Annotated in this window: 23 protein-coding genes, 2 tRNA genes and 1 riboswitch; of the genes, 15 read left to right on the forward strand and 10 right to left on the reverse strand. The window is 68.0% G+C overall.

The genetic code is table 11. The features are described from left to right. Window positions 1-27 precede the first annotated feature (27 nt). From OX958_RS12370 to OX958_RS12380, 3 genes are all read right to left on the reverse strand, one after another. On the reverse strand, window positions 28-1,404 hold the full coding sequence (locus OX958_RS12370; RefSeq protein WP_270137453.1) for an outer membrane protein assembly factor BamB family protein: 1,377 nt from the start codon (window positions 1,402-1,404) through the stop codon (window positions 28-30). Window positions 1,405-1,496: 92 nt separating this feature from the next. After that, on the reverse strand, window positions 1,497-2,567 hold the full coding sequence (locus tag OX958_RS12375) for a ribonucleotide-diphosphate reductase subunit beta (protein WP_270137454.1): 1,071 nt from the start codon (window positions 2,565-2,567) through the stop codon (window positions 1,497-1,499). Further along, the gene (locus OX958_RS12380; RefSeq protein WP_270137455.1) at window positions 2,564-5,455 is read right to left on the reverse strand and encodes a ribonucleoside-diphosphate reductase subunit alpha; all 2,892 of its coding nucleotides are present in this window, start codon (window positions 5,453-5,455) and stop codon (window positions 2,564-2,566) included. The genes OX958_RS12375 and OX958_RS12380 overlap by 4 nt, the downstream gene beginning before the upstream one ends. 191 nt (window positions 5,456-5,646) lie before the next feature. Continuing rightward, window positions 5,647-5,768, reverse strand: a riboswitch (cobalamin riboswitch). Window positions 5,769-5,855: 87 nt separating this feature from the next. Between OX958_RS12380 and OX958_RS12385 the strand changes: the two genes are divergently transcribed. Next, window positions 5,856-6,362, forward strand: coding sequence for a multidrug transporter (locus OX958_RS12385; protein ID WP_270137456.1), 507 nt, complete (start codon window positions 5,856-5,858; stop codon window positions 6,360-6,362). Between the two features lie 257 nt (window positions 6,363-6,619). Here OX958_RS12385 and OX958_RS12390 read toward each other — a convergent pair whose 3' ends face one another. From OX958_RS12390 to OX958_RS12400, 3 genes are all read right to left on the reverse strand, one after another. Next, on the reverse strand, window positions 6,620-7,201 hold the full coding sequence (locus OX958_RS12390; protein ID WP_270137457.1) for a DinB family protein: 582 nt from the start codon (window positions 7,199-7,201) through the stop codon (window positions 6,620-6,622). 361 nt (window positions 7,202-7,562) lie between these two features. Next, window positions 7,563-8,501, reverse strand: coding sequence for a 3-methyladenine DNA glycosylase (locus OX958_RS12395; protein ID WP_270137458.1), 939 nt, complete (start codon window positions 8,499-8,501; stop codon window positions 7,563-7,565). Then, a complete protein-coding gene (locus tag OX958_RS12400; RefSeq protein WP_270137459.1) occupies window positions 8,498-8,986 on the reverse strand; it encodes a GNAT family N-acetyltransferase in 489 nt (162 codons plus the stop codon). Before OX958_RS12400 ends, OX958_RS12395 begins: the two co-directional genes overlap by 4 nt. A 92-nt stretch (window positions 8,987-9,078) precedes the next feature. On the opposite strand from OX958_RS12400, the gene OX958_RS12405 reads away from it, so the two are divergent. The 5 genes from OX958_RS12405 to OX958_RS12425 all read left to right on the forward strand — a co-directional run bounded on the left by OX958_RS12405 (window position 9,079) and on the right by OX958_RS12425 (window position 12,705). Continuing rightward, window positions 9,079-9,867, forward strand: coding sequence for a fumarylacetoacetate hydrolase family protein (locus tag OX958_RS12405; protein WP_270137460.1), 789 nt, complete (start codon window positions 9,079-9,081; stop codon window positions 9,865-9,867). Continuing rightward, entirely contained in the window at window positions 9,860-11,398 is a 1,539-nt protein-coding gene (gene gltX, locus OX958_RS12410; protein ID WP_270137461.1) for a glutamate--tRNA ligase, read from the forward strand. Before OX958_RS12405 ends, gltX begins: the two co-directional genes overlap by 8 nt. Continuing rightward, complete coding sequence (locus OX958_RS12415) at window positions 11,398-12,360, forward strand: CPBP family intramembrane glutamic endopeptidase (RefSeq protein WP_270137462.1); 963 nt, start codon at window positions 11,398-11,400, stop codon at window positions 12,358-12,360. The genes gltX and OX958_RS12415 overlap by 1 nt, the downstream gene beginning before the upstream one ends. 116 nt (window positions 12,361-12,476) lie before the next feature. Beyond that, a tRNA-Gln gene (locus OX958_RS12420) sits at window positions 12,477-12,548 on the forward strand. A gap of 81 nt (window positions 12,549-12,629) precedes the next feature. After that, a tRNA-Glu gene (locus tag OX958_RS12425) sits at window positions 12,630-12,705 on the forward strand. Window positions 12,706-12,873: 168 nt separating this feature from the next. Here the strand turns inward: OX958_RS12425 and OX958_RS12430 are convergent. Continuing rightward, complete coding sequence (locus OX958_RS12430; protein ID WP_132176781.1) at window positions 12,874-13,593, reverse strand: IclR family transcriptional regulator; 720 nt, start codon at window positions 13,591-13,593, stop codon at window positions 12,874-12,876. 109 nt (window positions 13,594-13,702) lie between these two features. On the opposite strand from OX958_RS12430, the gene leuC reads away from it, so the two are divergent. The 5 genes from leuC (at window position 13,703) to OX958_RS12455 (ending at window position 18,244) form a co-directional block, all read left to right on the forward strand. Next, window positions 13,703-15,133, forward strand: a complete 1,431-nt coding sequence (leuC, locus tag OX958_RS12435; protein ID WP_270137463.1) for a 3-isopropylmalate dehydratase large subunit — start codon at window positions 13,703-13,705, stop codon at window positions 15,131-15,133. A 13-nt stretch (window positions 15,134-15,146) separates the two neighbouring features. Next, window positions 15,147-15,746: a 3-isopropylmalate dehydratase small subunit gene (gene leuD / locus OX958_RS12440; protein ID WP_270137464.1), complete on the forward strand. Its 600-nt coding sequence runs from the start codon at window positions 15,147-15,149 to the stop codon at window positions 15,744-15,746. 258 nt (window positions 15,747-16,004) lie between these two features. Continuing rightward, window positions 16,005-17,171, forward strand: a complete 1,167-nt coding sequence (gene corA / locus OX958_RS12445; protein ID WP_270137465.1) for a magnesium/cobalt transporter CorA — start codon at window positions 16,005-16,007, stop codon at window positions 17,169-17,171. A 58-nt stretch (window positions 17,172-17,229) separates the two neighbouring features. Then, window positions 17,230-17,415 (forward strand): hypothetical protein, encoded by a 186-nt coding sequence (locus tag OX958_RS12450; protein WP_270137466.1) that lies wholly within the window; start codon window positions 17,230-17,232, stop codon window positions 17,413-17,415. Between the two features lie 235 nt (window positions 17,416-17,650). Beyond that, complete coding sequence (locus OX958_RS12455; protein WP_270137467.1) at window positions 17,651-18,244, forward strand: HU family DNA-binding protein; 594 nt, start codon at window positions 17,651-17,653, stop codon at window positions 18,242-18,244. A gap of 144 nt (window positions 18,245-18,388) precedes the next feature. Here OX958_RS12455 and OX958_RS12460 read toward each other — a convergent pair whose 3' ends face one another. Both OX958_RS12460 and cofC read right to left on the reverse strand, forming a co-directional pair. After that, window positions 18,389-18,595: a hypothetical protein gene (locus OX958_RS12460; protein ID WP_270137468.1), complete on the reverse strand. Its 207-nt coding sequence runs from the start codon at window positions 18,593-18,595 to the stop codon at window positions 18,389-18,391. Between the two features lie 21 nt (window positions 18,596-18,616). Beyond that, window positions 18,617-19,288, reverse strand: a complete 672-nt coding sequence (cofC, locus tag OX958_RS12465) for a 2-phospho-L-lactate guanylyltransferase (RefSeq protein ID WP_270137469.1) — start codon at window positions 19,286-19,288, stop codon at window positions 18,617-18,619. Window positions 19,289-19,304: 16 nt separating this feature from the next. On the opposite strand from cofC, the gene OX958_RS12470 reads away from it, so the two are divergent. Both OX958_RS12470 and OX958_RS12475 read left to right on the forward strand, forming a co-directional pair. Next, window positions 19,305-20,111 (forward strand): lysophospholipid acyltransferase family protein, encoded by an 807-nt coding sequence (locus tag OX958_RS12470; RefSeq protein ID WP_270137470.1) that lies wholly within the window; start codon window positions 19,305-19,307, stop codon window positions 20,109-20,111. Continuing rightward, window positions 20,108-21,112 (forward strand): NAD(P)H-dependent glycerol-3-phosphate dehydrogenase, encoded by a 1,005-nt coding sequence (locus tag OX958_RS12475; RefSeq protein ID WP_270137471.1) that lies wholly within the window; start codon window positions 20,108-20,110, stop codon window positions 21,110-21,112. The genes OX958_RS12470 and OX958_RS12475 overlap by 4 nt, the downstream gene beginning before the upstream one ends. Window positions 21,113-21,157: 45 nt before the next feature. Here the strand turns inward: OX958_RS12475 and OX958_RS12480 are convergent, their stop codons facing one another. After that, on the reverse strand, window positions 21,158-22,300 hold the full coding sequence (locus OX958_RS12480) for an ROK family protein (RefSeq protein WP_270137472.1): 1,143 nt from the start codon (window positions 22,298-22,300) through the stop codon (window positions 21,158-21,160). Between the two features lie 69 nt (window positions 22,301-22,369). Here OX958_RS12480 and OX958_RS12485 point away from each other — a divergent pair, with 69 nt between their 5' ends. Continuing rightward, entirely contained in the window at window positions 22,370-23,464 is a 1,095-nt protein-coding gene (locus OX958_RS12485) for a Gfo/Idh/MocA family protein (protein ID WP_270137473.1), read from the forward strand. Window positions 23,465-23,480: 16 nt separating this feature from the next. Beyond that, the gene (locus OX958_RS12490; RefSeq protein ID WP_270137474.1) at window positions 23,481-24,488 is read left to right on the forward strand and encodes a sugar phosphate isomerase/epimerase family protein; all 1,008 of its coding nucleotides are present in this window, start codon (window positions 23,481-23,483) and stop codon (window positions 24,486-24,488) included. Window positions 24,489-25,576: the final 1,088 nt, after the last annotated feature.

Genomic DNA, 25,576 nt, shown 5'->3' on the forward strand with positions numbered 1-25,576 from the left:
GAATGATTGGTCGCACCAACGGTATTGCTAGGCCTGACGCAGCACGACGATCCGGCCGCCCACCTGGACCACGTCCGCGGCGGACTCGACTCGCCCGGACTCGGCGATGGTGACCTGACCGTGGCTGCTGCCGTTGCTGATCCAGCTGTAGCGGTTGCTCTCGGCCCCTACCGCGTCGACCACGGTGGTGCGGGATATCGCCGTGTCGCCGGAGTACTGCTCGATGGTCAGCTCGACCGGCCGCCCGCGTCCGCCGAGGTTCACGAGCTTGCCGGTGACGGTGTCGGCCACACCCCAGGCCACGATCTCGCGGTCGCGATCGCGCTTCTCGACCGCGACGTAGCGCCCGCCGACGCGGCCGTCGTACCAGTTCACGGTCCAGCGGTCCTCGATCGGCACCTCGTGCACCTCGCCCGTTTCGGGCTCGAGGTACACAGCCCTGTTGTCGTACAGCGCCCGAGCTTTGCCGTCGACTACCTCCAGCACCTCGTGGCCGTTGGATCGTCTGAACTCCGCCTGCCAGGGACGACCGCCGGCCAGCGGAGTGCCCTTGGCGGACCGGCGGCCCTTGCTGTCGTAGCCGAACTCGACGAGGGTCTTGCCTGCGACAACGAAGTCGTTGCCGGTGGCCCGCAGGGTGGCTGCCACCCGGCCGGTTTGCACGTTGAGCACAGATAGCGGCGCCGACCGGTCGCTACCGCGGATGACGACCCAGTCCGACCGGGGAACCCAGCGGCGTGGGTTGTAGGAGCTTTGGCCGCCCGACCCGGCGTGCGCTCCGCCGGCCTGGGTCCAGAGCTTCTTGCCGGTCCGGACCTCGATGCCAGTGATCGTTTCGTTGCTGCTGAACACCACCACGTCGCCGTTGGTGGTGAAGGGCTGCTGCTGCCCGACGTTCTCACTCCAGCGCGTTTTGCCGTCGGAGATCGAGACGACCGCCGCCTGGTCGTCGCGTCGGGAGCTGCCGGAGTCGCCGTGCAGGAGGACGAAATCCCCGCCCAACTGTTGCGACCGAACCGTGTCCGAGCCGCCGAAACTGTTCTCCCACACTTCGCCACCGTCAGCGATCGCACGTCCTTGCAGTGCGTGCGTTTCCTGGTTCAGCGTGACCGCGAGCTTGTCGTTGGCCGCGATCAGCAGAGTGCCTTCGCCGGCCTCCCAGCCGGGTGAATTGATCGGCGGGATACGGACCACGAGTACGCCGGCCGCCACCAAGGCGACCGCGGCAACCACCGCGGCAGTTCGCAGTACGGGCCTGAACCGCAATGCTGCGACGACCAGGGCAGCCGCTGCCATCAGCAGCGCGGCGATCCACACGTACCAGCCCCAGTCGAGGGCGATGGTCAGGGCCGCGGCGGCAACGGCCACCGCGAGAACGACGAGTGCCGCGGTTGTCTTGCGCATGGAACTCCTCGCTCGGCGCTGTGGCTGGAACCGCAAGCATGCCAAACGGGAGGTCCGGGGAACCGCGGCAGGCGGTTCCCCGGACGCCTGCCTCAGTCCCAGCTCAGGCCGCCGCCGGACTGGTACTCGATCACGCGGGTCTCGAAGAAGTTCTTCTCCTTCTGCAGGTCCATCTGCTCCGACATCCAGCCGAACGGGTTGCGGGTCTCGCCGAAGATCGGCTTGATCCCGATCTGCTCGGCCCGCCGGTCGGTGATGAAGTGCATGTACTGCTCGCACAGGTCCGAGGTCAGGCCGAGCATGCCGTTCGGCATCGTCGCGCGGCTGTAGGCGACCTCGAGCTCGCACGCCTCGGTGAGCATCTGCCGCACCTCGGCCTGGAACTGCTCGGTCCACAGGTGCGGGTTCTCCAGCTTGATCTGGTTGATGCAGTCGATGCCGAAGTTCAGGTGGATCGACTCGTCGCGCAGGATGTACTGGTACTGCTCGGCGATGCCGACCATCTTGTTACGCCGGCCGAGCGACAGGATCTGCGCGAAACCGGTGTAGAACCACATGCCCTCGAAGACCACGTAGAACGCGATCAGGTCCCGCAGGAAGTCGGTGTCGGTCTCCGGCGTCCCGGTCTTGAAGTCGGGATCCTCCAGGTGCCGGGTGTACTTGAGCGCCCAGGCGTCCTTGTCGGAGATCGACGGCACCTCGCGGTACATGTTGAACAGCTCGCCCTCGTCCAGGCCGAGCGAGGTGCAGATGTACTGGAAGGTGTGCGTGTGCACGGCCTCCTCGAACGCCTGGCGCAGCAGGTACTGACGGCACTCGGGGTTGGTCAGCTGGCGGTAGACCGCGAGCACGATGTTGTTGGCGACCAGCGACTCGGCGGTGGCGAAGAAGCCGAGATTGCGCTTCAGCATCAAGCGTTCGTCGTCGGTGAGGCCATCCTTCGACTTCCACAAGGCGATGTCGGCCTGCATCGAGACCTCGGTCGGCATCCAGTGGTTGTTGCACCCGGCAAGGTACTTGTCCCAGGCCCACTGGTATTTCAACGGCAGCAGCTGGTTGACGTCGGCGCGGGAGTTGATCATCGCCTTGTCGCTGACCTGGATCCGGGACGCGCCGACGGCGATCGACCCGAGTCCGGTCACGTTGTCGCTGGTGGTCGTCACTGGCAGGCCTCGCAGTCGGGGTCGGTGATCAGGCAGGCGTTGGGGGCGTCGAGCAACGTGTCGTCCATCGGAACCACAGGAGCCGGAGCCGGAGTCGGTGCGGCGGCGGGCGCGACCGGTACTGCGTTGAGCCGGCCGTCGGTGCCCTTGATCGTCGACTTCTCCACGTGGGTGGCCGACTGGGAACGCAGGTAGTACGTGGTCTTCAGCCCGTGGCGCCAGGCCGACCGGTACAGCTCGTCGAGCGCCTTGCCCGACGGTGCGGTCATGTACAGGTTGAGCGACTGAGCCTGGTCGAGCCACTTCTGCCGGCGCGACGCGGCCTTGATCAGCCACGACGGGTCCAGCTCGAACGCCGTCGCGTACAGCTCCTGCAGGTCGGCCGGCACCCGGTCGATCTGCGACAGGATGCCGTCGTGGTACTTCAGGTCGGAGACCATCACCTGGTCCCACAGCCCACGCGCCTTAAGATCCGCGACCAGGTACGGGTTGGCGACGGTGAACTCACCGGACATGTTCGACTTCACGAACAGGTTGCGGTAGATCGGCTCGATCGACTGGCTGACCCCACAGATGTTGGAGATGGTCGCGGTCGGGGCGATCGCCAGCACGTTGGAGTTGCGCATGCCGTCGCGCAGCACCTTGCCCCGCAGCGCATCCCAGTCGAGCCGCCGGCCGGTGTCGACGGTCAGATCTCCGTTGCGCGCGCTCCGGAGGAGTTCGAGCGAGTCGATCGGCAGGATGCCCTGGCTCCACAGCGAGCCCTCGTAGGTCTGGTAGCGGCCACGCTCGGCCGCCAGGTCGCTCGACGCCTCGATCGCGTGGTAGCTGATCTGCTCCATCGAGCTGTCCGCGAAGTCGACGGCAGCGTCGGAGGAGTAGGGGATCCGTAGCTTGAACAGCGCGTCGGCGAAGCCCATCAGGCCGAGACCGACCGGGCGGTGCCGCTGGTTGGCGCGCTCCGACTCCGGCGTGGTGTAGAAGTTCACGTCGATCACGTTGTCGAGCATCCGGACGGCCGTCTTGACGGTGTCGCGGATCAGCGCGCTGTCGATTCCAGGGTCGAGGCTGGATCGATCGGTGAGGTGTGCGACCAGGTTGACCGAGCCCAGGTTGCAGACGGCCGTCTCGTCGACGGTGGTGTTCAGGGTGATCTCGGTGCACAGGTTCGACGAGTGCACGACGCCGTCGTGCTGCTGCGGCGAGCGCAGATTGCAAGCGTCCTTGAAGGTGATCCAGGGGTGACCGGTCTCGAACAGCACGGTCAGCATCCGGCGCCACAGGTCGACGGCCCTGACCCGGCGGAACACCCGGATCTCGCCACGATCGGCGGCAGCCTCGTAGTTCTCGTACGCCGTCGCGAAGGCCGCGCCGTACAGGTCGTGCAGATCCGGGACCTCGTCGGGGGAGAAGAGCGTCCAGTCTCCGCCGGCCTCGACCCGCTGCAGGAACAGGTCGGGCACCCAGTTCGCGGTGTTCATGTCGTGCGTACGGCGACGCTCGTCACCGGTGTTCTTGCGCAGGTCGAGGAACTCCTCGATGTCCAGGTGCCAGGTCTCGAGGTACGCGCAGACCGCTCCCTTGCGCTTACCGCCCTGGTTGACCGCGATGGCGGTGTCGTTGGCGATCTTGAGGAACGGTACGACGCCCTGCGACTCGCCGTTGGTGCCGCGGATCTTGGCGCCGATGCCGCGGACCGGGGTCCAGTCGTTGCCGAGACCACCGGAGTACTTGGCCAGCAGCGCGTTGTTGCGGATGCCGGCGAAGATGCCGGCCAGGTCGTCGTCGACCGTGGTCAGGAAGCAGGACGAGAGTTGCGGGCGGGTCGTACCGGAGTTGAACAGGGTCGGCGTGGACGACAGGAACCGGAACGAGCTGAGCAGTTCGTAGAACTCGATCGCGCGCTCTTCGCGGTGCTCCTCCTTGAGCGCGATGCCCATCGCGACCCGGAGGAAGAACGCCTGCGGCAACTCGAAACGGATCTTGTCGATGTGCAGCAGATAGCGGTCGTAGAGCGTCTGCAGACCGAGGAAGGCGAAGTCCAGGTCGCGCTCCGGCTTGATCGCCGCGGCCAGCTTGGCGAGGTCGAAGGTGGCCAGTTCGGGATCGAGCAGCCCGGCCTCGATCCCGGTCCGGATGTACTGCGGGAAGTAGTCGACGTACGCCGTGGCCATGTCGGCCTGACTGGCCTGCCGTGGTTCGCCGTGCACCCGGCCGAGCGTCTCGCGACGGATCTGGTCGAGCAGCAGACGCGAGGCGGCGAAGCTGTACTCCGGCTCCGTTTCGACATAGCCGCGAGCCGCCATCACCAGAGCCAGCTCGACCTCGTGCTGTGCGATGCCGTCGTAGCAGCAGCCCAGGGTCTCGTCGAGGATCAGTTCGGCGTCGACCGAGTCGAGGCCCGCCGCTGCCTCGGCGACGATGACGCGCAGCCGGTCGAGGTCGAGGGGAGCAGTGCTGCCGTCGGCCGCGCGGACGGTGATGACCGGCTGGATGCTGAGCTCGGCCGCGTCTTCCGGCGTACGGGCCCTGGTTCGCTCTTCGCGGTACAGCACATAGGCGCGAGCGACCTGGTGCTCACCAGCTCGCATCAGCGCCAGCTCGACCTGGTCCTGGATGTCCTCGACCTGGACGCTGCGCCGGGCGTCACCCCGGCTGGTCAGCGCCTCGACCACGCGGGTCGTGAGGTCGGCGATCAGGTCGCGGACGCGGTGGCTGTTGCCGGCGTCGGCGCCCTCGACGGCCAGGAAGGCCTTGCTGAGCGCGACCGAGATCTTGGCCGGGTCGAAGGCGGTGCTGTTGCCGTCACGCCGTACGACGGTGAGCTGGTTCGGGGGTGCTGCCTGGTCGGTAGCCGACTGAGCTGTGCTGGCAGAAACGATGGTCACAAGCGCTCTCTCCACGCGAGTCTCTTGACGACCGGGACCCGGGCACAGCGCATGACGGGACGAGCGACGCAGATCGTCGAGGAGCCCACACTCCATCCGAGGGCTGCCCGCGCATCGCTGCACGCCAACCCGACGGTCTGCCGCTGTCTCGCCCTGCGACCCGCCCTCGAGGTCTCGGACAGCGCGTGCCGGCGGCACGCGCACCGGCCGCAGGTATTCGGGCTCACGGGCAGGATCCCCGCTTACCGCTGCGGGGCAGCCCCGGATTCACACCGGATTCCCCTGTCGGCCAACGGTGAGAACACTAGCGCCTGATCACCACATCTTGTGTCTCAGGTCGCCGCGTGTCGCAGATCTTGTGTTTTGTTGCGGCTGCGTCACTCTGCGGCAGACTGATCGCGTGAGGACTCCCAAGGCGGCCGTGCTGGCCCGGCTGCGGATGCTGGCCGGGTTCGAGCTGTTCGACATCGTGCTGTTCGGGTGGCTCGTCTTCGTCCTCCGGGCCGCTCCGGCCGCGCCTGCCAATCTCGCCGGCTTCACGCTTTTCGCTCTTCAGTTGGTGGTGGGGGCCTCGTACTGGCTGGTCAAGGGTCACCAGGTCCGGTCGGGGTTGACTGAGCCGCCCGGGATCGGGGTGTTCCGGTGGTTGCGGCTCGGTTGCGAACTGGGGTTGGTGTTCGGCTTGGTCGTGGTGGGGTTCGGAGTGCTTGCGGCGGACTCCTGGTCGGATTGGCTGCCCGGTGTGTTGCTGTTCGCGTTGGCAGTGGCGGAGTACGTCAACTACTTCCACTGGCAGTTGATGTACGACAACCGCGCCGACATCCGGCGGTTGGTGCGCACTGGCCGGCTGCGTCGGTCCCACCTGTACGCCGACCTGCTTGCTGACGGACGGAGAACCACTTCTTGAGCTGAACGCTCTGGCCAGGTGTGGGACCTGGCCACCAAGACACGCCCCGGAGCGGCGGGTCGGAGTTCTGTGCCTTGGTGGCCAGGCGATCGGGGCCGGCTCAGCCGGATCGGGTGGCCGGCCGGCTCGGGTGATCGGTGGTCGGCCGGCTCGGATGGTCGGGTGGTCGGGGTGGAGCCTGGCCGCCGAGACGCGCTCCTGTGCGGTGGGCGGAGCGGCCTCCGCCTCGGCGGCCAGGGGATCGGGGGAGTGTCGTGTCAGGCCGCCAGGGAGTGCAGATCCTGCAGCGTCATGATCTCGGAGCCGTGGTGGATGAGCTCGCGGTTCAGGCGCAGGACGACGTGGCCGAAGGGCTCGGCCGCATCGAGCTCGGTCGCCTGGCTCAAGCCGATGGTCATCGCCTCTTCCTCGCCCAGTTCGGCGATCGAGTCGCGCCAGGCGTCCACCCAGTGCGCCAGCCACGCCACCGCGTCCTGGGCGTTGCCGTGCAGCGTGATGTCGGCCCGCCCCTGTTGGCTGGACCCGAAGGTCCACTCCCAGCGCTCGAAGAACGTCTCGGTCAGATGCGCGATCAACCACGCGATCGTTCGCGGCCCACGGTGATCCGGCTCGTCGGGCCACTGCGCCACCCACTCACCCGACCCCAGCGACCTGAACCGCCCCGCGTACTGCCGGCGGACCACGGTCAGCGCCTCACTGCTCGGCCGCCAGAAGTACTCCTCGTCGGTCAGTGCCGCCAGCCGCCCCGACAACACCATCCAGCTGAAGCCGAGCTGCCCACGCACCATCGCCATCGCTGACGGCCGTTGCAAGATCTCCCAGTCGAACGGCTCCGGCATCACAGATCCTCACACTCCCCGATTTGGTCCAGCTCTCGAACGTATGTTCGAATTGTTCATCGAGAAAGCGAGGAAAGTCAATCAACCCAGCGTGTTGGTCGTGGCGCTGAAGGTATGGACCTGCTAACCGCTTCGACGCGCGCGTCAACCTGAAACCTCACCCCTCAGGCCAAGGGTGGTTGGGGAGGGAAATGTCCCGGTTCGGGGGCAAGATCCGCCCCGGCCCTGGATGAAGCTCTCCCTGGAACGGTTAAGCGGCCCGAGCATCGTTCCCAGGTGCAGGCTGTGGTCGGGGCGCAGCGAACCCCGCGCCCAGCCCGCAACAGGCTCCTGGCAAGTCATTCCGCTGGGCCGGCGGGGGTTATGCCTCTTGGAGAAGTTGGTCGCAGAGGCCGGCCAGGTGGAGGCGCAGTGGGCGAGCACGGTCCGCAAACGCGCGTTGGGCGGCGGCGTACTGCGCCTTGCCTGCGGGAGTCTCGATCTCGATCGGTTCGTAGCCGAGGGCGGCGAAGTCGTACGGCGAGGCCCGCATGTCGAGGGTGCGGATGTCGCGGGCCAGTTCGAAACAGTCGAGGAGAAGGGAGCTGGGGGTGAAGGGCATCAGTTTGGTGGCCCACTTGTAGAGGTCCATGTTGGCGTGCAGGCAGCCGCCTTGCTCCAACGCCGGCTGGGCTTCGCGGGTCGGTTGCAGGACGTTGAGTGGGCGGGCCGGTTCGGTGAAGAAACGGAAGGCGTCGAAGTGCGAACAGGCGATCTTGTGGGTCTCGACGACCTGGTCGGTGCCGGTGGAGCCGAGACGGAGAGGCCAGTCGTGGCGGAGGTCGGGCGTCTTGTAGACCATCGCCCACTCGTGCAGGCCGAAGCAGCCGAACTGGGGCTGCCGGGTGGAAGTTGCCTTGAGCAACCGAGCGATCCAGGTGATGGAATCGGCGCGGCGGGTGATCTCGGCCGGGTCGAGGCGCGCGACGCCGTCGGCGTACAGGTAGCCGCGCTTTCCCTCGTACTGCGTCGCGCCGCGCAGCATGAGGCCCGGTCCGGGGTGCCAGCCGCGGAGCTGCTTCGGGCGGGTCGGGTAGTAGGTGAAGAGGAAGTCCTCGACGGGATGCTTCTCGCCACGGCTGCGACGGTCGAGATGGCCGGCCAGCAGAGCGTCCACGCGGAGCGCATGGGCGGCCTGCAAGGGCTCCCAGTCGGCGGGTTCGAGCTGAGCAACCACGAGACCGGACGGAGAGGTCGCGCGTCCGGGCAGGGCGAGCGCGGAGTCGGGCTTGCCGGGCGCGGGGTCAGGCAGGGAAGTCACAGGTCCAGGGAGAAGGCGTACAGGTCGACGCCGGGGCGGGGGGACCAGTCGCGTTCGGGGAGGCGGGTGAAGCCGAGCCGCTGGTAGATGCGGTGAGCTGTGGTCATGTAGGAGGCGCTGGACAGCACGACTCGGTGGTGGCCCAGGGAGCGGCTGCGGTCGATGCAGTGTTGTGAGAGCGCGGTGCCTAGGCCGAGGCCGCGAGCTTTCGCGGAGACGCCGAGCATCCGGAACTCGCCTTCGCCGGCCTGACTGATCTCGCCGTAGACCGACCCGGGGGGACAGAACGTCACGGTGCCGAGCAGTTCCGTGCCGTCGACGGCGACCCAGAGCTCGGCCTGCTCCGCGCGGTCGGCCGCGTTGCGCAGCGTCAGGCCGTAGTCGGAGCCGGCGGGGACGAAACCGTCCGCGGCATAGGCCTCGGCGGTCAGCTCGCCCACTTCGCCGTACTCCGAGGGCAGGGCCAGCCGGATGTCAGTCGTCACCAGCTAACTGTCTCACCCCGGCCCGGCGGTAGGCTCGGAGCCGTTCCTCACACCATCCCACTCCATTCCCCACACCTTCACGAAGGCCAGACGTGCGTATCGCCAGATTCTCCGTCGACGACGAACCGAAGTACGGCGTTGTCGAGACCGATGACCCCGAAGGGCTCGTCGGCACCGTCGCGGTGCTCGACTCGGACCCGCTCTACCGGCCGGTCAAGTTCACCGGCGAGCAGCTGCAACTGGCTGACGTCCGGCTGCTGGCCCCGGTGATCCCGCGCAGCAAGGTGGTCTGCGTCGGACGCAACTACCGGGCGCACGCCGAGGAGCTCGGCAACGAGGTGCCGGCCGAGCCGATGATCTTCCTGAAGCCGAACACCTCGGTGGTCGGCCCGCGGGACGGCATCGTCTACCCCGAGCAGACCAACGATCTGCACTTCGAGGGTGAGCTGGCGATCGTGATCGGCCGGATCTGCCGCGATCTGCCCCGGGAGCGCGCCGAAGAGGTGATCTTCGGCTACACGATCGCCAACGACGTGACCGCGCGGGATCTGCAGAAGACCGACGGTCAGTGGGCCCGGGCGAAGGGGTACGACACCTTCTGCCCGCTCGGACCGTGGATCAGCACCGACCTGGACGTCTCCGACCTGCGCGTCAGCACCACCCTCAACGGTGAGCCGAAGCAGGACGGCCGGACCTCGGAGTTCATCTTCGACATCCCCGACGTGCTCGCCTACATCACTTCTTTCACCACGTTGCTGCCCGGCGACGTGGTGCTCACCGGCACCCCCGCGGGTGTCGGGCCGATGCTGCCCGGCGACGAGGTCGCCGTCAGCGTCGAAGGACTCGGAACTCTGACGAACAAGGTGATCGTGCGTGACTGACAAGCCCGCCCCGACCGACGACAGTGTCCTCGGTGGCTTGGAGCCCAACCAGGTGCGAGTGCGGTTCCCTCCGTCGCCGACCGGGCTGCTGACCGTCGGCAACATCCGCAGCGCGCTGTTCAACTGGGCGTTCGCCCGCCACTACGGCGGCAAGCTCGTGCTGCGGATCGAGGACACCGACAAGTCCCGCAACACCCCCGAGGCGCTGCAGTACACGCTGGACTCGCTGAGCTGGCTCGGCCTGAACTGGGACGAGGGCCCGGAGGTCGGCGGCGAGTTCGGTCCGTACCTGCAGTCCGAGCGGATGGACGTGTACGCCGACGTGGTGGCGAAGCTGCTGGCCGCGGGCAAGGCCTACCACTGCTACTGCTCGCAGGAGGAGCTCGACCAGCGCCGTGAGGCCGCTCGCTCAGCCGGTCAGCACAGCGGCTACGACGGTCACTGCCGCACGCTGGCACCCGAGCAGGTGCAGACTTATCTCGACGAGGGTCGCCGTCCGGTCGTCCGGCTGCGGATGCCCGACCGCCCGATCACCTTCGACGACCTGGTTCGCGGCGAGATCACCTTCCTGCCGGAGAACCTGGGCGACTACGTCCTGGTCCGCGCCAACGGCTACCCGCTCTACCCGCTGGTCAACCCGGTGGACGACGCCCTGATGGAGATCTCCCACGTACTGCGCGGCGAGGACCTGCTGTCCTCGACGCCCCGGCAGATCGCGCTGTACGAGGCGCTGGCCGAGATCGGCATCGGCTCCGGCCGGACGCCGCGCTTCGGGCACCTGCCGTTCGTGATGGGCGAGGGCAACAAGAAGCTGTCCAAGCGCGACCCGGGCGCCGGCCTCGGCGAGTACATGGAGCGCGGCTTCCTGCCCGAGGGGCTGCTGAACTACCTGGCCCTGCTGGGCTGGTCGATCGCCGACGACCGCGACGTCTTCACCATGGACGAGATGATCAAGGCGTTCGACATCCGCAAGGTGAACGCGAACGCGGCCCGGTTCGACCCGAAGAAGTGCGAGGCGATCAACGCTTCGCACATGCGGATGCTGGACGCCGCGGAGTTCGGGCGTCGCGTGGTGCCGTTCCTGGCCGCGGCGGGCGTGCTGCCGGCCGAGCCCTCGGCGGAGCAGCTGGAATTGCTGGCAGCCGCCGTACCGCTGGTCCAGGAGCGGATGAACACGCTGTCCGAGTCGGTCGAGATGCTGAGCTTCCTGTTCGTGCCGGACGAGGCGTTCTCGATCGACCCCGACTCGGCCGCCAAGGTCCTGACCGGCGACGCCGGCGCGGTACTGGAAGCGACCGGCCAGGCGCTGACCGGCGTCACCGAGTGGACCACCGAGGCGATCGAGGCCGCGCTGCGTGCCTCGCTGATCGAGGGTCTCGGGCTGAAGCCGAAGAACGCGTTCGGCCCGGTCCGGGTGGCGATCTCCGGCCGCCGGATCTCGCCGCCGCTGTTCGAATCGCTGGAACTGCTCGGCCGGGAGCGCTCGCTGCACCGGATCGAGCAGGCCCGCGCCGGCCTCTCCACCGACTGATGGCGTACGCCGGTACGCCCGGCCCCGGGGGCGCTGTCGACCCTCGGGACGCCGGGCCCCAGCCGTACCACCGGCTGCTGCGCAACGACGTGGCGCCGCGGGGCTTCCTGCTCCTCGGCGCCCTCACCGTCCTGGTCGGCTGGATGTTCGCCAGTGTGCTGATCCTGTCGGTCCAGCAGGCGATCCGGACCGATCCCAAGGGCACCGTCTCCTGGCTCGGACTGCTGGCGACGAACCTGTCGCTGATCGTGCTGATCCCGTTGACGATGATCGTCGCGACTCTGCTGAACAAGCAGACGCCGGGACTGTTGTCGTCGGTGATCGGCAGGATCCGCTGGCGGCCGTTGGTGATCTTCGGTGCGGCCGCGGTGGTGCTCGAGCTGGTGATGCTGGGCATCGTCCAGCTGGGCGGCGTCGACGTACTGAGCGAGGGGCCCGGTGGGCGGGCCGCCGATGCCGCCGGAGTGATCGCGGTGACGTTGCTGACGTCGAGCCTCCAGGCGGCGGGGGAGGAGTACTTCTTCCGCGGCTACCTGCTGCAGGCGGTCGGCGCGCTGGTGCGCAGCTCGCTGGTCGCCGTCCTGGTGACGACGGTGCTGTTCACGATGGCGCACGGCATCTGGCCGTGGGAGAGCCCTGCTCTGTTCCTGGACCGGTTCGCGTTCGGGCTGGTGGCCGGGATGCTCGTCATCCTGACCGGCGGGCTGGAAGCGTCGATCGCGGTGCACGCGGCCAACAACGTGATCACCTTCATCTACGCGGCGATGACGGACACCGTGGGGGACAGCCTGGGTGCCGCCGACGCGCCATGGTCGCTGGTGGCCCTCGACGTGGTGAAGTTCGCGGCGTTCGGCGCGATCGCGTTGCTGCTGGCCCGTAAGCAAGGACTCGCGACCAGGTGCGAACTTCCGGTGGCGACCTCGCTGGTGGCCGGTCGCGGACCGGGCCGGAGACTGCTGTGACGCGAGTGACAGCCCGGCGCGAGGACCTCGTTTTGGTTTCTGGCGCCATGCTGCGATAGGCTCAGCGGGCCAGGTTGTGAGGGCGGAAACGCACTGACAATCGCAGTAAAAAGCTTTGGGGTATGGGGTAATTGGCAGCCCGACTGGTTCTGGTCCAGTTAGTCTAGGTTCGAGTCCTAGTACCCCAGCGAGCGATTGGACCTCACCGGTGAAAATCGGTAAAGTTCAACCTCGTTGCCCGGTCCGCAAAGACCGGGGAACAGCACTCTGGCCCCGTTGTGTAGCGGCCTAGCACGCCGCCCTCTCAAGGCGGTAGCGCGGGTTCGAATCCCGTCGGGGCTACCAGAGAAAGCGCCTCTCACCATCAGGTGAGAGGCGCTTGTTGTTTGCCTCGGCAGTGGGCTGAGTCGCACGTCACATCATGCCTTCGCGCAGTCGGCGGAGGCAGTGCTCGGCGGGAGCAACAAAAACAGCCCGTCGCGGTGTGCGGCGGGCTGTTCGTAGTACGGGGGACTACTCGGAAGCTCGGCGAAGTGCTTCGGAGAGGCGTTCCGCGGCGGCCATCACGGCGGGGGCGTGCATCCGGCCGGGCTGGCGGGAGAGGCGCTCGATCGGGCCGGAGACCGAGACCGACGCGATCACCTTGCCCGAAGGGGAGCGGACCGGGGCCGAGACGGAGGCCACGCCTTGCTCGCGTTCGCCGACGGAGTGGGCCCAGCCGCGGCGGCGTACGCCGGCCAGGGCCGCGGCGTTGAAGGTGGCGTTGTGGAGTCCCCGGTGCATCCGCTCCGGGTCCTCCCAGGCCAGCAGGATCTGAGCGGCCGAGCCGGCGGCCATCGTCAGCTGGCTGCCGACCGGAACGGTGTCGCGCAGACCGGAAGGACGCTCGGCGGCGGCGACACAGACGCGGTACTCACCCTGGCGCCGGAACAACTGGGCCGATTCGCCGGTGATGTCGCGCAGTCGCGCCAGCACCGGGCCGGCGGTCGCCAGCAGCCGGTCCTCACCCGCGGCGGAGGCCAACTCGCTCAGGCGCGGCCCGAGCACGAACCGGCCCTGCATGTCGCGCCCCACCAGCCGGTGGTGCTCCAGCGCGACGGCGAGCCGATGGGCGGTCGGCCGCGCCAGCCCCGTAGCCGCCACGAGTCCGGCCAGGGTCGCCGGTCCGGACTCGAGTGCGGACAGAACGAGAGCTGCTTTGTCGAGAACGCCGACTCCGCTAGAGTTGTCCATGAGACGATATTGCCGTCTCGAATCGTGGAACGCAAGTCGCTTCTGATGCCGAATCCGGCGCAGTGTGAGCGAAAGAACAGCACACCACAAACTTCGAGGGAGATGTGTGATGGGTAGGACGTTGTCGGAAAAGGTCTGGGATGCGCATGTCGTGCGCCATGCCGACGGAGAGCCCGACCTCCTTTACATCGACCTCCACCTGGTGCACGAGGTGACCAGCCCGCAGGCCTTCGACGGCCTCCGGCTGGCCGGCCGGCCGGTCCGCCGCCCGGACCTGACGATCGCGACCGAGGACCACAACGTCCCGACGCTGGACGTCGACAAGCCGATCGCCGACCTGACCTCGCGGACCCAGGTCGACACGCTGCGCAAGAACGCGGCGGAGTTCGGGGTCCGGATCCACACCCTCGGCGACCCCGACCAGGGTGTCGTGCACGTGATCGGGCCGCAGCTCGGCCTGACCCAGCCCGGGATGACGGTGGTCTGCGGTGACAGCCACACCTCCACCCACGGCGCCTTCGGGGCGATCGCCTTCGGTATCGGCACCAGCGAGGTCGAGCACGTGCTCGCCACCCAGACGCTGATGCAGGCCAAGCCGAAGACGATGGCGGTCACCGTCGACGGTGTGCTGCCCGACGGTGTCTCGGCCAAGGACCTGGTGCTCGCGCTGATCACCCAGGTCGGTACCGGCGGCGGTCAGGGCTACATCGTCGAGTACCGCGGCGAAGCGATCCGGGCGCTCAGCATGGAAGCCCGGATGACGATCTGCAACATGTCGATCGAGTGGGGCGCCAAGGCCGGCATGATCGCGCCGGACGAGACCACCTACGCGTACCTGAAGGACAAGCCGCACGCGCCGCAGGGCGTCGACTGGGAAGCCGCCGTCGAGTACTGGAACAGCCTGTCCACCGACGAGGACGCGAGCTTCGACCGCGAGATCGTCCTGCGCGCCGAGGACATCGCGCCGTTCGTCACCTGGGGTACCAACCCCGGTCAGGGCGCGCCGCTGTCGGCGAATGTGCCGTCGCCGGACGACTTCGACGAGCCCAACGACAAGATCGCCGCCGAGCGCGCGCTGGAGTACATGGGCCTCACCGCCGGTACGCCGCTGCGCGAGGTGCGGGTCGACACCGTCTTCCTCGGCTCCTGCACGAACGGCCGGATCGAGGACCTGCGCGCCGCGGCCGGCGTACTGGCCGGGCGGAAGGTTGCCGACGGCACCCGGATGCTCGTCGTCCCGGGGTCGGGCCGGGTCCGGCTGCAGGCCGAGTCGGAGGGGCTGGACAAGATCTTCAAGGACGCCGGTGCCGAGTGGCGCGGCGCGGGCTGCTCGATGTGCCTGGGGATGAACCCGGACCAGCTGGCTCCGGGGGAGCGCAGCGCGTCCACCTCGAACCGCAACTTCGAAGGCCGGCAGGGCAAGGGTGGCCGCACGCACCTGGTCTCGCCGCTGGTCGCCGCGGCCACGGCCGTCACCGGAACTCTCGCGGCCCCGGCGGATCTGCAGCCGCTGGAAGTCGCCGTACCCGAGAACGTCTGAGGACAAAGGAATCATGGAAGCCTTCACCCAGCACATCGGCACCGCGGCTCCGCTGCGCCGCAGCAACGTCGACACCGATCAGATCATCCCCGCCGTCTACCTGAAGCGGGTCACCCGCACGGGTTTCGAGGACGGGCTGTTCGCTGCCTGGCGCAACGATCCCGCCTTCGTCCTCAACCAGCCCCAGTACGAAGGTGTCTCGGTGCTGGTCGCCGGACCGGACTTCGGCACCGGGTCGTCGCGTGAGCACGCGGTCTGGGCCCTGATGGACTACGGGTTCCGCGTCGTCGTCGCGTCCCGCTTCGGCGACATCTTCCGCGGCAACTCCGGCAAGGCGGGGCTGCTCGCCGCGCTGGTCGAGCAGGACGTCGTCGACCAGCTCTGGACCGCGATCGAGAAGGACCCGGGCACCAAGGTCACGGTCGATCTGGAGCACAAGACACTCTCGGCCGGTGACGTGTCCGCGCCGTTCGAGATCGACGACTACACCCGCTACCGGTTGCTGAACGGGCTCGACGACGTCGGCATCACCTTGTCCCACGAGGCCGACATCACGGCGTACGAGGCGTCCCGGCCGGCCTTCAAGCCGGCCACCCTGCCGGCCAAGGCGTAACGCAAGCCACCACCGCGGCGATAACCGCGGTGTTATCCTCATGAAGTTGTCAGCACAAGGCTTACGAGATCCTGGAGGTGGGGCGCCCATGAGCAGCGAACCCTCCAGACATACGGATCTCGTTCGGCCTTGAGGCGCTGAATCCTTTCGATCCAGGTCGGTTCACCCGGTGCGGTTCTCCGCGCCGGGTGAGCTGCGGCGCGGGGCCGGGCGATGTGTCGTCCGTCGATCCCGCACCTCGCACCTGGAGGACCAGCCATGTCCGACCTTCGCCTGCGCACTTTGCGTGCGTTCAGCCGCACCCCTTCCCTTCGCGCCGCCGCCCGCCGGTACGCCGGTGCTGTCGCGGATCCCACGCCCACTGAGCAGAAGCCCGCGCTCGCGGCGAACGCCAAGCCCAAGGGCCACAGCGTCGTCGACAGCGCCATCTACTGCGACGGTGCACGGGTCGCCTCGCCGGAGTCGCTGGCCGACACCTACCAGGTGTTGCACGAGTCGCCGAAAAGCCTGGCCTGGATCGGCCTGTACCGGCCCGACCGCCGTGAACTGGCCTCGCTGGCGCAGGAGTTCGACCTGCACGAGCTGGCGATCGAGGACGCCATCCAGGCCCATCAGCGGCCGAAGCTCGAGCGGTACGGCGACACGTTGTTCGTGGTCCTGAAGGCGGCTCGCTACCGGGACGCGACCGAGGAGGTCGAGTTCGGCGAGGTGCACCTGTTCGTCGGCCCGGACTTCGTGGTGACGGTCCGGCATGCCGAAGCGCCGAACCTGGCCGCGGTCCGGCGCCGGGTCGAACGCGATCCCGAGTTGCTGCGGCGCGGTACCGAGGCCGTTCTCTACGCCATCATGGACAAGGTCGTCGACGGCTACGCCCCCGTGGTCGCCGGGCTGGAGAACGACATCGACGAGATCGAGACCGAAGTGTTCCGCGGCGATCCGAAGGTGTCGCGGCGGATCTACGAGTTGTCCCGTGAGGTGATCGAGTTCCAGCGCGCGACCCGGCCGCTGGTCGGAATGCTGGACTCGTTGCGGGCGGGCTTCGACAAGTACGGCGTGGACGAGGAACTGCAGCGTTCGTTGCGCGACGTCGCCGACCACGTCACCCAGGTGGTCGAGCGGGTGGACGCCTTTCGCGAACTGCTGCGCGACATCCTGACGGTGAACGCCACCCTGGTGGCCCAGCAGCAGAACGAGGAGATGAAGAGCCTCACCGTCGCCAGCAACCACCAGAACGAAGAGGTGAAGCGGATCTCCGCATGGGCGGCGATCCTGTTCGCGCCCACGCTGATCGGCACCGTCTACGGGATGAACTTCGACTCGATGCCGGAGTTGCACTGGCAGTACGGGTATCCCTTCGCGGTCGGCCTGATGGCGATGGTCTGTGGTGGTCTGCACCTGATCTTCAAGCGCCGCGGGTGGCTCTGAGTCCGTTTGCCCGTCGGGCACTGGTCTTCTCGAACCAACGACGAAGGAGGCGGACGAGATGTGGTTGTTCCTGCGGCGACGGCTGATCATGTGGGTGGTGCTGGCGGTCGCGGTGCCCTTGCTGGATTGGCTGCTGGGCAAGGTCAGTGCGGAACTGAAGGCGCGCAAGGGTGAGAACACGGTGACCAAGGGCCTGGATTCGGCCCGGTCGGCGGCTCGGAGCCTGCGCGGAAAGCGGCACTGAAAGCTCCTCCGGCGGGGTGATCGGGGTTGTGGCCGAGGTCACGGTTGGTCGCCGGTTCGTTGCTCTGAAGGGATTCAGGAACCGCTTCAGAGGCCGATCCGAGCGAAATTTGCCCCAAATCGCCTGAAACAAGGGCGAATTGCCGCGTTGGTGTTTGTGAACACGCCGATGAGTCCATAACGTTCACCGAAGATCGAGCGCTGTGCTCGACGCAGGAGTTCACGGAGGGAAGACAGTGAACAAGAGCCAGTTGGTCGAAGCGCTCGCAGTGCACTTCGACGGAAATCGCCGTTCGGCCCAGCACGCCCTGGAGTCGGTGATCGACACCGTCCAGCGCGAGCTGACCAAGAAGGGCGGCAAGGTCGCCATCACCGGGTTCGGTGCCTTCGAGGCCATCGAGCGCGGTGCCCGCATGGTCCGCAACCCGCGGACCGGCGAGACCAAGCGCGCCAAGAAGACCGTGGTGCCGAAGTTCCGCGCGGGTGCGGAGCTGAAGGCCGTTGTCTCCGGTGCCAAGAAGCTGCCGAAGCTGGTTGCGCCGAAGCCGGCCGCCGCCACCAAGGCAGCCGCTCCGGCCAAGAAGGCCGCGCCGGCCAAGGCCGCCGCGACCAAGACCGCCGCCAAGAAGGCTCCGGCCAAGGCCGCCGCCACCAAGACGGTCGCGAAGAAGGCGCCGGCCAAGAAGGCTCCGGCCAAGGCCGCCGCCACCAAGACCGTTGCCAAGAAGGCTCCGGCCAAGAAGGCTCCGGTCAAGACCGTTGCCAAGAAGGCGCCGGCCAAGAAGGCCCCCGCCAAGAAGGCGCCGGCCAAGAAGGCCGCTGCTCGCTGATCTCAGCGCTCGGCACCACCGCGGTACTCGCGAAGGCCGGTCTCCCCACACCAGGGGCGACCGGCCTTCGCCGTTGCTCAGGGCAAAGTGATCCTCAGAACGCAGCGATGTTCAGGGCTCGGTGATGTCCAGGACTCGGTGATTTCAGGGCAGAGTGATGAAGTGGACCTCGGAGATCGTCAGGCTTGCGCCGGAGCCGGTGGTGACGAGGCGGACGCGCTGGCCGAGGCGGAGCAGACGCACCGGCGTACGGGTGAGGGCTTCGGCGTCGAAGGGCAACTCGATGCCGGTGTCGGTCAACACTGCGCCAGAGGCTGTCTCAGCGTCGTAGCGGCTGACTGTTGCTTGCATGGCCTCAACGGTAGCGGCCTTTCAGCAGGCGAGTCCTTCAGAGCCTGTTGCTGCTCCCATGACCAGTGACATCACGTCTGCGGTTCGTTGACCGACGCCCAGCTGTACTGCGTGGGCCAGGTCGGCCGCCGTGTCCACGTCGCGCCGCAGCGACTCAATGGTCGCCAACTCGATCGCTACTGCGCCGGACGCCTGGTGGGCCAGTGCGGAGCCCACACCGAAGCGGGGATCCAGCGCAACGCCAGCGGCTGCGGCAAGCATCGTCGTACCGGTCCCTGGCTCGTCGATGACGAAGCTGCGGTCTGCTGTGCAGGCGGCCAGTGCAGCGGTGAGCTCTGCGGGCCTGAGAGCCGGTAGGTCGGCCGAGAGCGCCACTACTCCAGCCCCTGGGTATTCGGCCGCTGCGAAGGCCGCACCGTGCTCCAGAGCGCCGTTGAGCCCCGCACCCGGTAGGTCGGCTACAACGCGGGCGCCGATCGCTGTGACGTCTGCTGCGACCACTGGATCGTCCGTAACGACCAGGACCGCGCGGACCAGCGGGGACTCGAGTGCGGCGGCAGTAGTGTCGACCGCGAAGGCACGAGCGAGCTCCGGACGGTGCTGCGGGTACGCGGAAGCGAGTCGGCTCTTCGCGATCGCCGTACGCTTCACCGGGATCACCAGAGTCCAGGGAGCGACCTGTAGGTCTGCCATCAGGCAGGATTCTCCCATGAGCTACGGCAACAACAGCCACCAGGAGGCAGTAGTGAACGGCCAGCGCACCACGGAAGGACCCCGGCCACGGCGGGGGTTCTGGTTCGGGCTGGTGGTGGCGATCGTCAAACCGTTCATGCTCACCTGGACCAAGCGGGATTTCCGCGGCCGGGAGAACGTGCCGCGGACCGGTGGGATGGTGTTCGTGACCAACCACATCTCGCACTTCGACCCGTTCGTGGTCGGAATGTACATCTGGGAGTGCCGGCGGATCCCGCGGCTGCTCGGCAAGGCGTCGCTGTTCAAGCTGCCGATCGCGGGCCGGATCATCACCAGCGCGGGACAGATTCCGGTGTATCGCGATTCGGCCGAGGCCGCGGACGCGTTCCGGGCGGCGGTGGCGGCGGTGGAGAAGGGCGAGTGTGTCGGGGTCTATCCCGAAGGCACCATCACTCGCGAGCCCGAGCTGTGGCCGATGACCGGCAAGACCGGTGCCGCGCGAATCGCGCTGATGACAGGCTGCCCGGTGATCCCGATCGCGAACTGGGGCGCGCAGGAGGTGTTCGCGTCGTACGGTTCGCTGCGGGTCCGGCTGCTGCCGCGCAAGACGATGCGGGTGATCGCTGGTGAGCCGGTCGATCTGAGCGCGTACCGGGGCCGGCCGATCACGAACGAGCTGTTGCACGAGGCAACCGAGGCGATCATGCAGCGGGTGGCCGAGGAGCTTGGTGGACTGCGGGGGGAGACTCCGCCCAAGGAGCTCTTCGATCCGCGTCAGCACAGGGCCGCGCAGGAACACAGTGAGGATGAGGAGACGCGATGACCAAGGTTGCGGTGTTCGGCGCGGGGTCCTGGGGAACCGCTTTCGCTACGGTCCTGGCTCAGGCCGGCAATCAGGTGTCGGTGTGGGGCCGCCGTGAGTCGCTGTGCGAGGCGATCAACACGCGGCACGAGAACCCCGACTATCTTCCGGGCCTGCGCCTGCCGGACTCGATCACCGCGACGCACGATCCGGCCGCCGCGGCCGAGGGTGCCGAGGCGATCGTGCTGGCGGTCACCAGCCAGTCGCTACGGGAGAACTTGCGCGACTGGGCGCCGTTGCTGCCGCCGGCCGCACCACTGGTGAGCCTGATGAAGGGCGTCGAGCTCGGTACTACGAAGCGGATGAGCGAGGTGATCGCCGAGCTGACCGGTGCCGGACCCGAGCGGATCGCCGCGGTGTCCGGACCCAACCTGGCGCGTGAGATCGCCGAGGGCCAGCCGGCCGCGGCCGTGATCGCGTGTGCTGACGAAGGCACCGCCGCTCGGCTGCAGAAGCTCTGCCACTCGCCGACGTTCCGGCCGTATACGAACACCGACGTGATCGGCTGCGAGCTCGGCGGCGCCACCAAGAACGTGATCGCGCTGGCTGTCGGAATGGCGGTCGGTCTCGGCTTCGGCGACAACGCGCGCGCTTCGCTGATCACCCGAGGTCTGGCGGAGACAGCACGCCTCGGTACCGCGCTGGGCGCCGATGAGCACACGTTCTCCGGGCTTGCCGGGCTGGGCGACCTGGTGGCGACCTGCTCGTCACCGCTGTCCCGCAACCGCACCTTCGGCGAGAAACTCGGCCAAGGGATGACCGTGGCGGAGATTGCCGGTGCCACCCGGCAGGTCGCCGAAGGCGTGAAGTCCTGCGCCTCGATCAGCGATCTGGCCCATCACCACGACGTGGAGATGCCGATCGCCGAACACGTGACGAAGGTGGTGTCGGGAGAGATGACGCCGAAGGACATGTTGTTCAGCCTGGTGTCGAGGTCGGCGAAGTCCGAGCGCTGGGGGTAGGGGGCCTTCCTCACGCACCGACGTAGGCCGTGCGTGGGGAAGCACTCATAGGCCGAGCGCGTGCTGCAGCACCATCGCGGCCGCGCCTCGGACGGCTGTCTGTTGACCTGTCCGCGAGGCCACCACGCGGAGCTCGGTGGTGGCCAAGGGCAAGGATCTGGCATAGATCGCTTCGCGAATTCCGGCCAGCAAGCTGTCACCCGCTTGGGACAGCGAGCCGCCGATCACGATCACCGAAGGATTGAAGAAGCTCACGCAGGATGCCAGCACGGTACCGATCTCCCGGCCCGCCTGGCGGACAGCCTGCGTGGCGACCGGATCGCCGGCGCGAACCAGATCAACCACATCCTGGCTCGTCTCGGTCGGCAGGCCGGCGGAGCGAAGGTGAGCAGCGAGCGCGGCGGCCGAGGCGACGGCTTCCAGGCAGCCGGCGTTGCCGCAGCGGCACAGCTCTGTGTGGCCGAGCGCTTGGACATGGCCGATGTCGCCGGCCGCGCCCTGCGCGCCACGATGTAGCCGACCGCCGCTGATCAGACCGGCGCCGATGCCGGTAGCGACCTTGACGAACAGCAGGTGCTCGATCGCGGCGTACTGATTGGTGTGCTCGCCGAGCGCCATCAGGTTCACGTCGTTGTCGACCAGAACCGGCCCGGCGAACTCTCCGGCAAGTCGACCCGCGACGTCGAAGGAGTCCCAGCCGGGCATGATCGGCGGCTGGATCGGGCGGCCGGTGCGGTGCTCGACCGGTCCGGGAAGGCCGACGCCTGTGCCCGCCAGCCTGCCGGAGGGGTGGCGGGCCAGCAGCGCGCGAGCGTGGTCCGCGAGGGCGGTGAGGACGACCTCGGGGCCGTCAGCGATGTCCTGCGGGACGGTGGTGCTGTCGAGGATCTCGCCGGTCAGGTCGGCGAGCGCAACAGTCAGATGGGTCGCGCCGACGTCGGCCGCCAGGACGAGCCGGGCCGCCGGGTTGAACTTGAACCGTGCAGGTGGGCGGCCACCGGTCGATTCAGCCGCTTCGTGCGGCACGACGAACTCTTGGGCGACCAATGACTCCAGTCGGCCGGTCACGGTCGACCGGGCCAAGCCGGTCAGGTCCATCAGTTGGTTGCGAGTCCGCGGTTGTCCGTCCAGCAGCAACTGGAGCAGGGGATCGGGATCCGCTGCTCTGGTACCGGAGTTGTCGGCCATCGGACTTCCGCCGTTCGTCGGTGGACTTTTGTTTGACGGGAGACAAAAGTTTCACATACCGTTGCGGCCATGTCCAACGCAGCGCGCAAGCTCAGGGTCGGGATCGTCGGTGGCGGCTTCATGGGTCGCGTGCACGGCCGGTCGGCCCTCGTCGCAGGAGCCCGGATCGTCGGCGCGGTCGGGTCCAGTCCCGAGCGGGCGGAGGCTGCTGCCCAAGCGGCAGGTGCCGAGCGCGGTTTCGCGACCCTCGACGAGTTGCTTGCCGCAGACATCGATCTGGTCCACGTCTGCACGCCGAACAACACGCATCTCCCGGTCACGCTGCAAGCGCTCGAAGCAGGCAAGCACGTGATCTGCGAGAAGCCGCTCGCCGCCTCCGCCCAGGACGCGACCGGTTTGCTCGCGGCGGCGCTGGAGGCTGATCGGGTCGCGACCGTGCCGTTCGTCTACCGCTACCATCCGATGGTTCGAGAGCTGCGAACCAGGATCGCCGAGGGTGAGGCCGGGCAGATCACCAGCCTGCACGGCAGCTACCTGCAGGACTGGCTGGCCGGTGAGAACGATCAGAACTGGCGCGTGGACGACGCCGCGGGCGGTCCTTCGCGCGCGTTCGGTGACATCGGTTCGCACTGGTGCGACCTGACCGAGTTCGTCACCGGTGACAAGATCACCGACGTCAGCGCGCAGACACGGACGATCCGCGCGACCCGCGGTGGCGCCGAAGTGCGGACGGAGGATCTGGCGACCGCGCAGTTCCGTACCGCGGCCGGAGTGGTCGGCACGGTCGTCGTCAGCCAGGTCGCCGCAGGTCGCAAGAACCGTTTGTACCTGGAGGTTTCCGGGACCGAGTCGAGCTTCGGTTTCGACCAGGAGGACCCGGATCGTCTGTGGGTCGGCCGTCGCGCGGCGAACCAACTGCTGACGCGCGATCCGGACACGCTCAGCCCGCCTGCCGCGCGGGTCAACCGGCTGCCGGCCGGCCATGCCCAGGGCTACCAGGACGCCTTCGATTCCTTCGTCGCCGACACCTATGCCGCCGCGCTGGACGGCGACCAACCCGACGGCCTGCCGGACTTCGCGGCCGGCGCGCGCTCTGCCCATCTCGTCGACGCCGTACTGCGGTCCGCAGCCGCGGACGGCGCCTGGACCACTGTCGAAAACTGAACTGAGGAGCCTGCACATGCCACGCCCGATCACCCTGTTCACCGGTCAGTGGGCCGACCTGCCCTTCGAAGAGGTCTGCACCCTCGCCTCGTCCTGGGGCTACGACGGTGTCGAGATCGCCTGCTCCGGCGACCACTTCGACGTCCAGCAAGCCATTGACGACCCGGACTACATCGCCGGCCGCAAGGAGATCCTCGAGCGGCACGGCCTGCAGGTCTTCGCCATCTCCAACCACCTGGTCGGGCAGGCGATCTGCGACGACCCGATCGACTTCCGGCACGAGGCGATCCTGCCGTCGCGGGTGTGGGGCGACGGTGATCCCGAGGGCGTCCGGCAGCGCGCGGCCGAGGACATGAAGAACACCGCACGAGCAGCCGCGAAGCTGGGCGTGAAGACGGTGATCGGCTTCACCGGCTCGTCGATCTGGCAGTACGTCGCGATGTTCCCGCCGGTTCCGGCCGAGCGGATCGCCGCGGGATACCAGGACTTCGCCGACCGGTGGAACCCGATCCTCGACGTCTTCGACGAGGTCGGTGTGCGGTTCGCGCACGAGGTGCACCCGTCGGAGATCGCCTACGACTACTGGACCACGACCCTGACCCTGGAAGCGATCGGGCACCGCGAGGCGTTCGGGCTGAACTGGGACCCGAGCCACATGGTCTGGCAGGACATCGACCCCGCCGCGTTCCTGTGGGACTTCAAGGACCGGATCTACCACGTCGACTGCAAGGACACCCGGATGCGGGTGGGGGGCGGACGCAACGGCCGCCTCGGCTCACACCTGCCGTGGGGCGACCCCCGCCGCGGCTGGGACTTCTACTCGACCGGCCACGGCGACGTGAACTGGGAAGACTGCTTCCGCGTCCTGAACTCCATCGGCTACGAGGGCCCGATCTCGGTCGAGTGGGAAGACGCCGGAATGGAGCGCAAGGTCGGCGCCGCCGAAGCAGTCGACGTCATCCGCAAACTCGCCTTCGACAAGCCCGAAGGCTCGTTCGACGACGCCTTCGCCACGGACAAGTAAGGCGCCTTCGCCGCCGAGCAGTAGGCAGACAGCTCAACCGCCGACAACTGGTAGGCGGCTCAGCCGCTGTCCAGTAGGTAAACGGCTCAACTGCTGTCCAGTAGGTACACGGCTCAGCCGCTGACAAATAGGTACACGGCTCAGCCGCTGAGCATTCCGTCCGTGCCGTTGCCACGGACGGGGTGCGCGCCGTTCCATTGGCCCACCCGGTAGGTGCGCTGGATCAGCACCTGAAGCCGCGTGCCTCGATCGCCGTCGTCGCGCAAGAGGCGGGAGCCCGAGACGGAGCCGGAGTCGGCGGAATCGCGAGCCGGAGCTGTGAGCGGGAAATCGCGAGCTGGGAGCGGCGAGCCGGGAGCACCTCGACCGTCTCGTTGCCACGGACAGACTGCGCTCTATCCCGCAGGTCTACGCGGTAGATGCGTTGGATCGGCGCCTCGCGCCTCGGATGCTGTCGTCGCGCAGTCTGCCTGGATCCGAGAGCCGGGAGCCGGAGGTGGGGGCGGGAAATCGGGAGCCGGAGGTGGGAGCGGGAGATCGGGAGTCGGGAGCCGAAGCGGCGAGCCGGAAGTCGGAGCGCCTGGTCTGTGCCGTTGCCACGGACAGGGTGAGCTCTGTCTTGCCGGCCTAGGCGGTAAATGCGTTGGATTGGCGCTTCGGCCTCGATCGCCGTCGCGCAAAGTCAGCCGGGAGCCGGGAGCCGGGAGCCGGGAGCGGGAAGTGGGAGTTGTCCGCCAGCCGCCAGCCGCCAGCCGCCAGCCGCCAGCCGCCAGCCGCCAGCCGTCGGCCGGGAGTCGGAGCCGGAATCGCGAGCCGGGAATGGGAGCCGCAGTCGTCGGACGCGAGCCGGAGGCCGCAATCGCGAGCTGGAAGCGGGAGCCGGAATCGCGGGCTGGGGCGGGAGCCGGAATCGCGGGCTGGGAGGCGGAGACGGGAGCCTCGGGGCTTCGGGGTCGCACTCGCCGATACGGCCGCCCCGCGACCACTTCGCCTTTTCCGAGCAGGCGACGAAGGAGCCTGCGGCTGGGGTGGGTGGGAGCTGGGCACCGAGTGAGCGACGCAGTAGCGGGCGAGGTGCAGGCGTGGGG

Origin of the sequence: Kribbella sp. CA-293567 (assembly GCF_027627575.1) — a bacterium.
Taxonomy (GTDB): Bacteria; Actinomycetota; Actinomycetes; order Propionibacteriales; family Kribbellaceae; genus Kribbella.

What these genes read in the sequence shown, in the direction of transcription:
- OX958_RS12415 (WP_270137462.1), top strand. Translation starts at nt 11,398, where the DNA reads ATGGCGTACGCCGGTACGCCCGGCCCCGGGGGCGCTGTCGACCCTCGG.
- OX958_RS12485 (WP_270137473.1), top strand. Translation starts at nt 22,370, where the DNA reads ATGTCCAACGCAGCGCGCAAGCTCAGGGTCGGGATCGTCGGTGGCGGC.
- cofC (WP_270137469.1), bottom strand. Translation starts at nt 19,288, where the DNA reads ATGGCAGACCTACAGGTCGCTCCCTGGACTCTGGTGATCCCGGTGAAG.
- OX958_RS12475 (WP_270137471.1), top strand. Translation starts at nt 20,108, where the DNA reads ATGACCAAGGTTGCGGTGTTCGGCGCGGGGTCCTGGGGAACCGCTTTC.
- OX958_RS12390 (WP_270137457.1), bottom strand. Translation starts at nt 7,201, where the DNA reads ATGCCGGAGCCGTTCGACTGGGAGATCTTGCAACGGCCGTCAGCGATG.
- OX958_RS12470 (WP_270137470.1), top strand. Translation starts at nt 19,305, where the DNA reads ATGAGCTACGGCAACAACAGCCACCAGGAGGCAGTAGTGAACGGCCAG.
- OX958_RS12480 (WP_270137472.1), bottom strand. Translation starts at nt 22,300, where the DNA reads ATGGCCGACAACTCCGGTACCAGAGCAGCGGATCCCGATCCCCTGCTC.
- OX958_RS12370 (WP_270137453.1), bottom strand. Translation starts at nt 1,404, where the DNA reads ATGCGCAAGACAACCGCGGCACTCGTCGTTCTCGCGGTGGCCGTTGCC.
- corA (WP_270137465.1), top strand. Translation starts at nt 16,005, where the DNA reads ATGTCCGACCTTCGCCTGCGCACTTTGCGTGCGTTCAGCCGCACCCCT.
- OX958_RS12490 (WP_270137474.1), top strand. Translation starts at nt 23,481, where the DNA reads ATGCCACGCCCGATCACCCTGTTCACCGGTCAGTGGGCCGACCTGCCC.
- leuD (WP_270137464.1), top strand. Translation starts at nt 15,147, where the DNA reads ATGGAAGCCTTCACCCAGCACATCGGCACCGCGGCTCCGCTGCGCCGC.
- OX958_RS12430 (WP_132176781.1), bottom strand. Translation starts at nt 13,593, where the DNA reads ATGGACAACTCTAGCGGAGTCGGCGTTCTCGACAAAGCAGCTCTCGTT.
- leuC (WP_270137463.1), top strand. Translation starts at nt 13,703, where the DNA reads ATGGGTAGGACGTTGTCGGAAAAGGTCTGGGATGCGCATGTCGTGCGC.
- OX958_RS12460 (WP_270137468.1), bottom strand. Translation starts at nt 18,595, where the DNA reads ATGCAAGCAACAGTCAGCCGCTACGACGCTGAGACAGCCTCTGGCGCA.
- OX958_RS12450 (WP_270137466.1), top strand. Translation starts at nt 17,230, where the DNA reads ATGTGGTTGTTCCTGCGGCGACGGCTGATCATGTGGGTGGTGCTGGCG.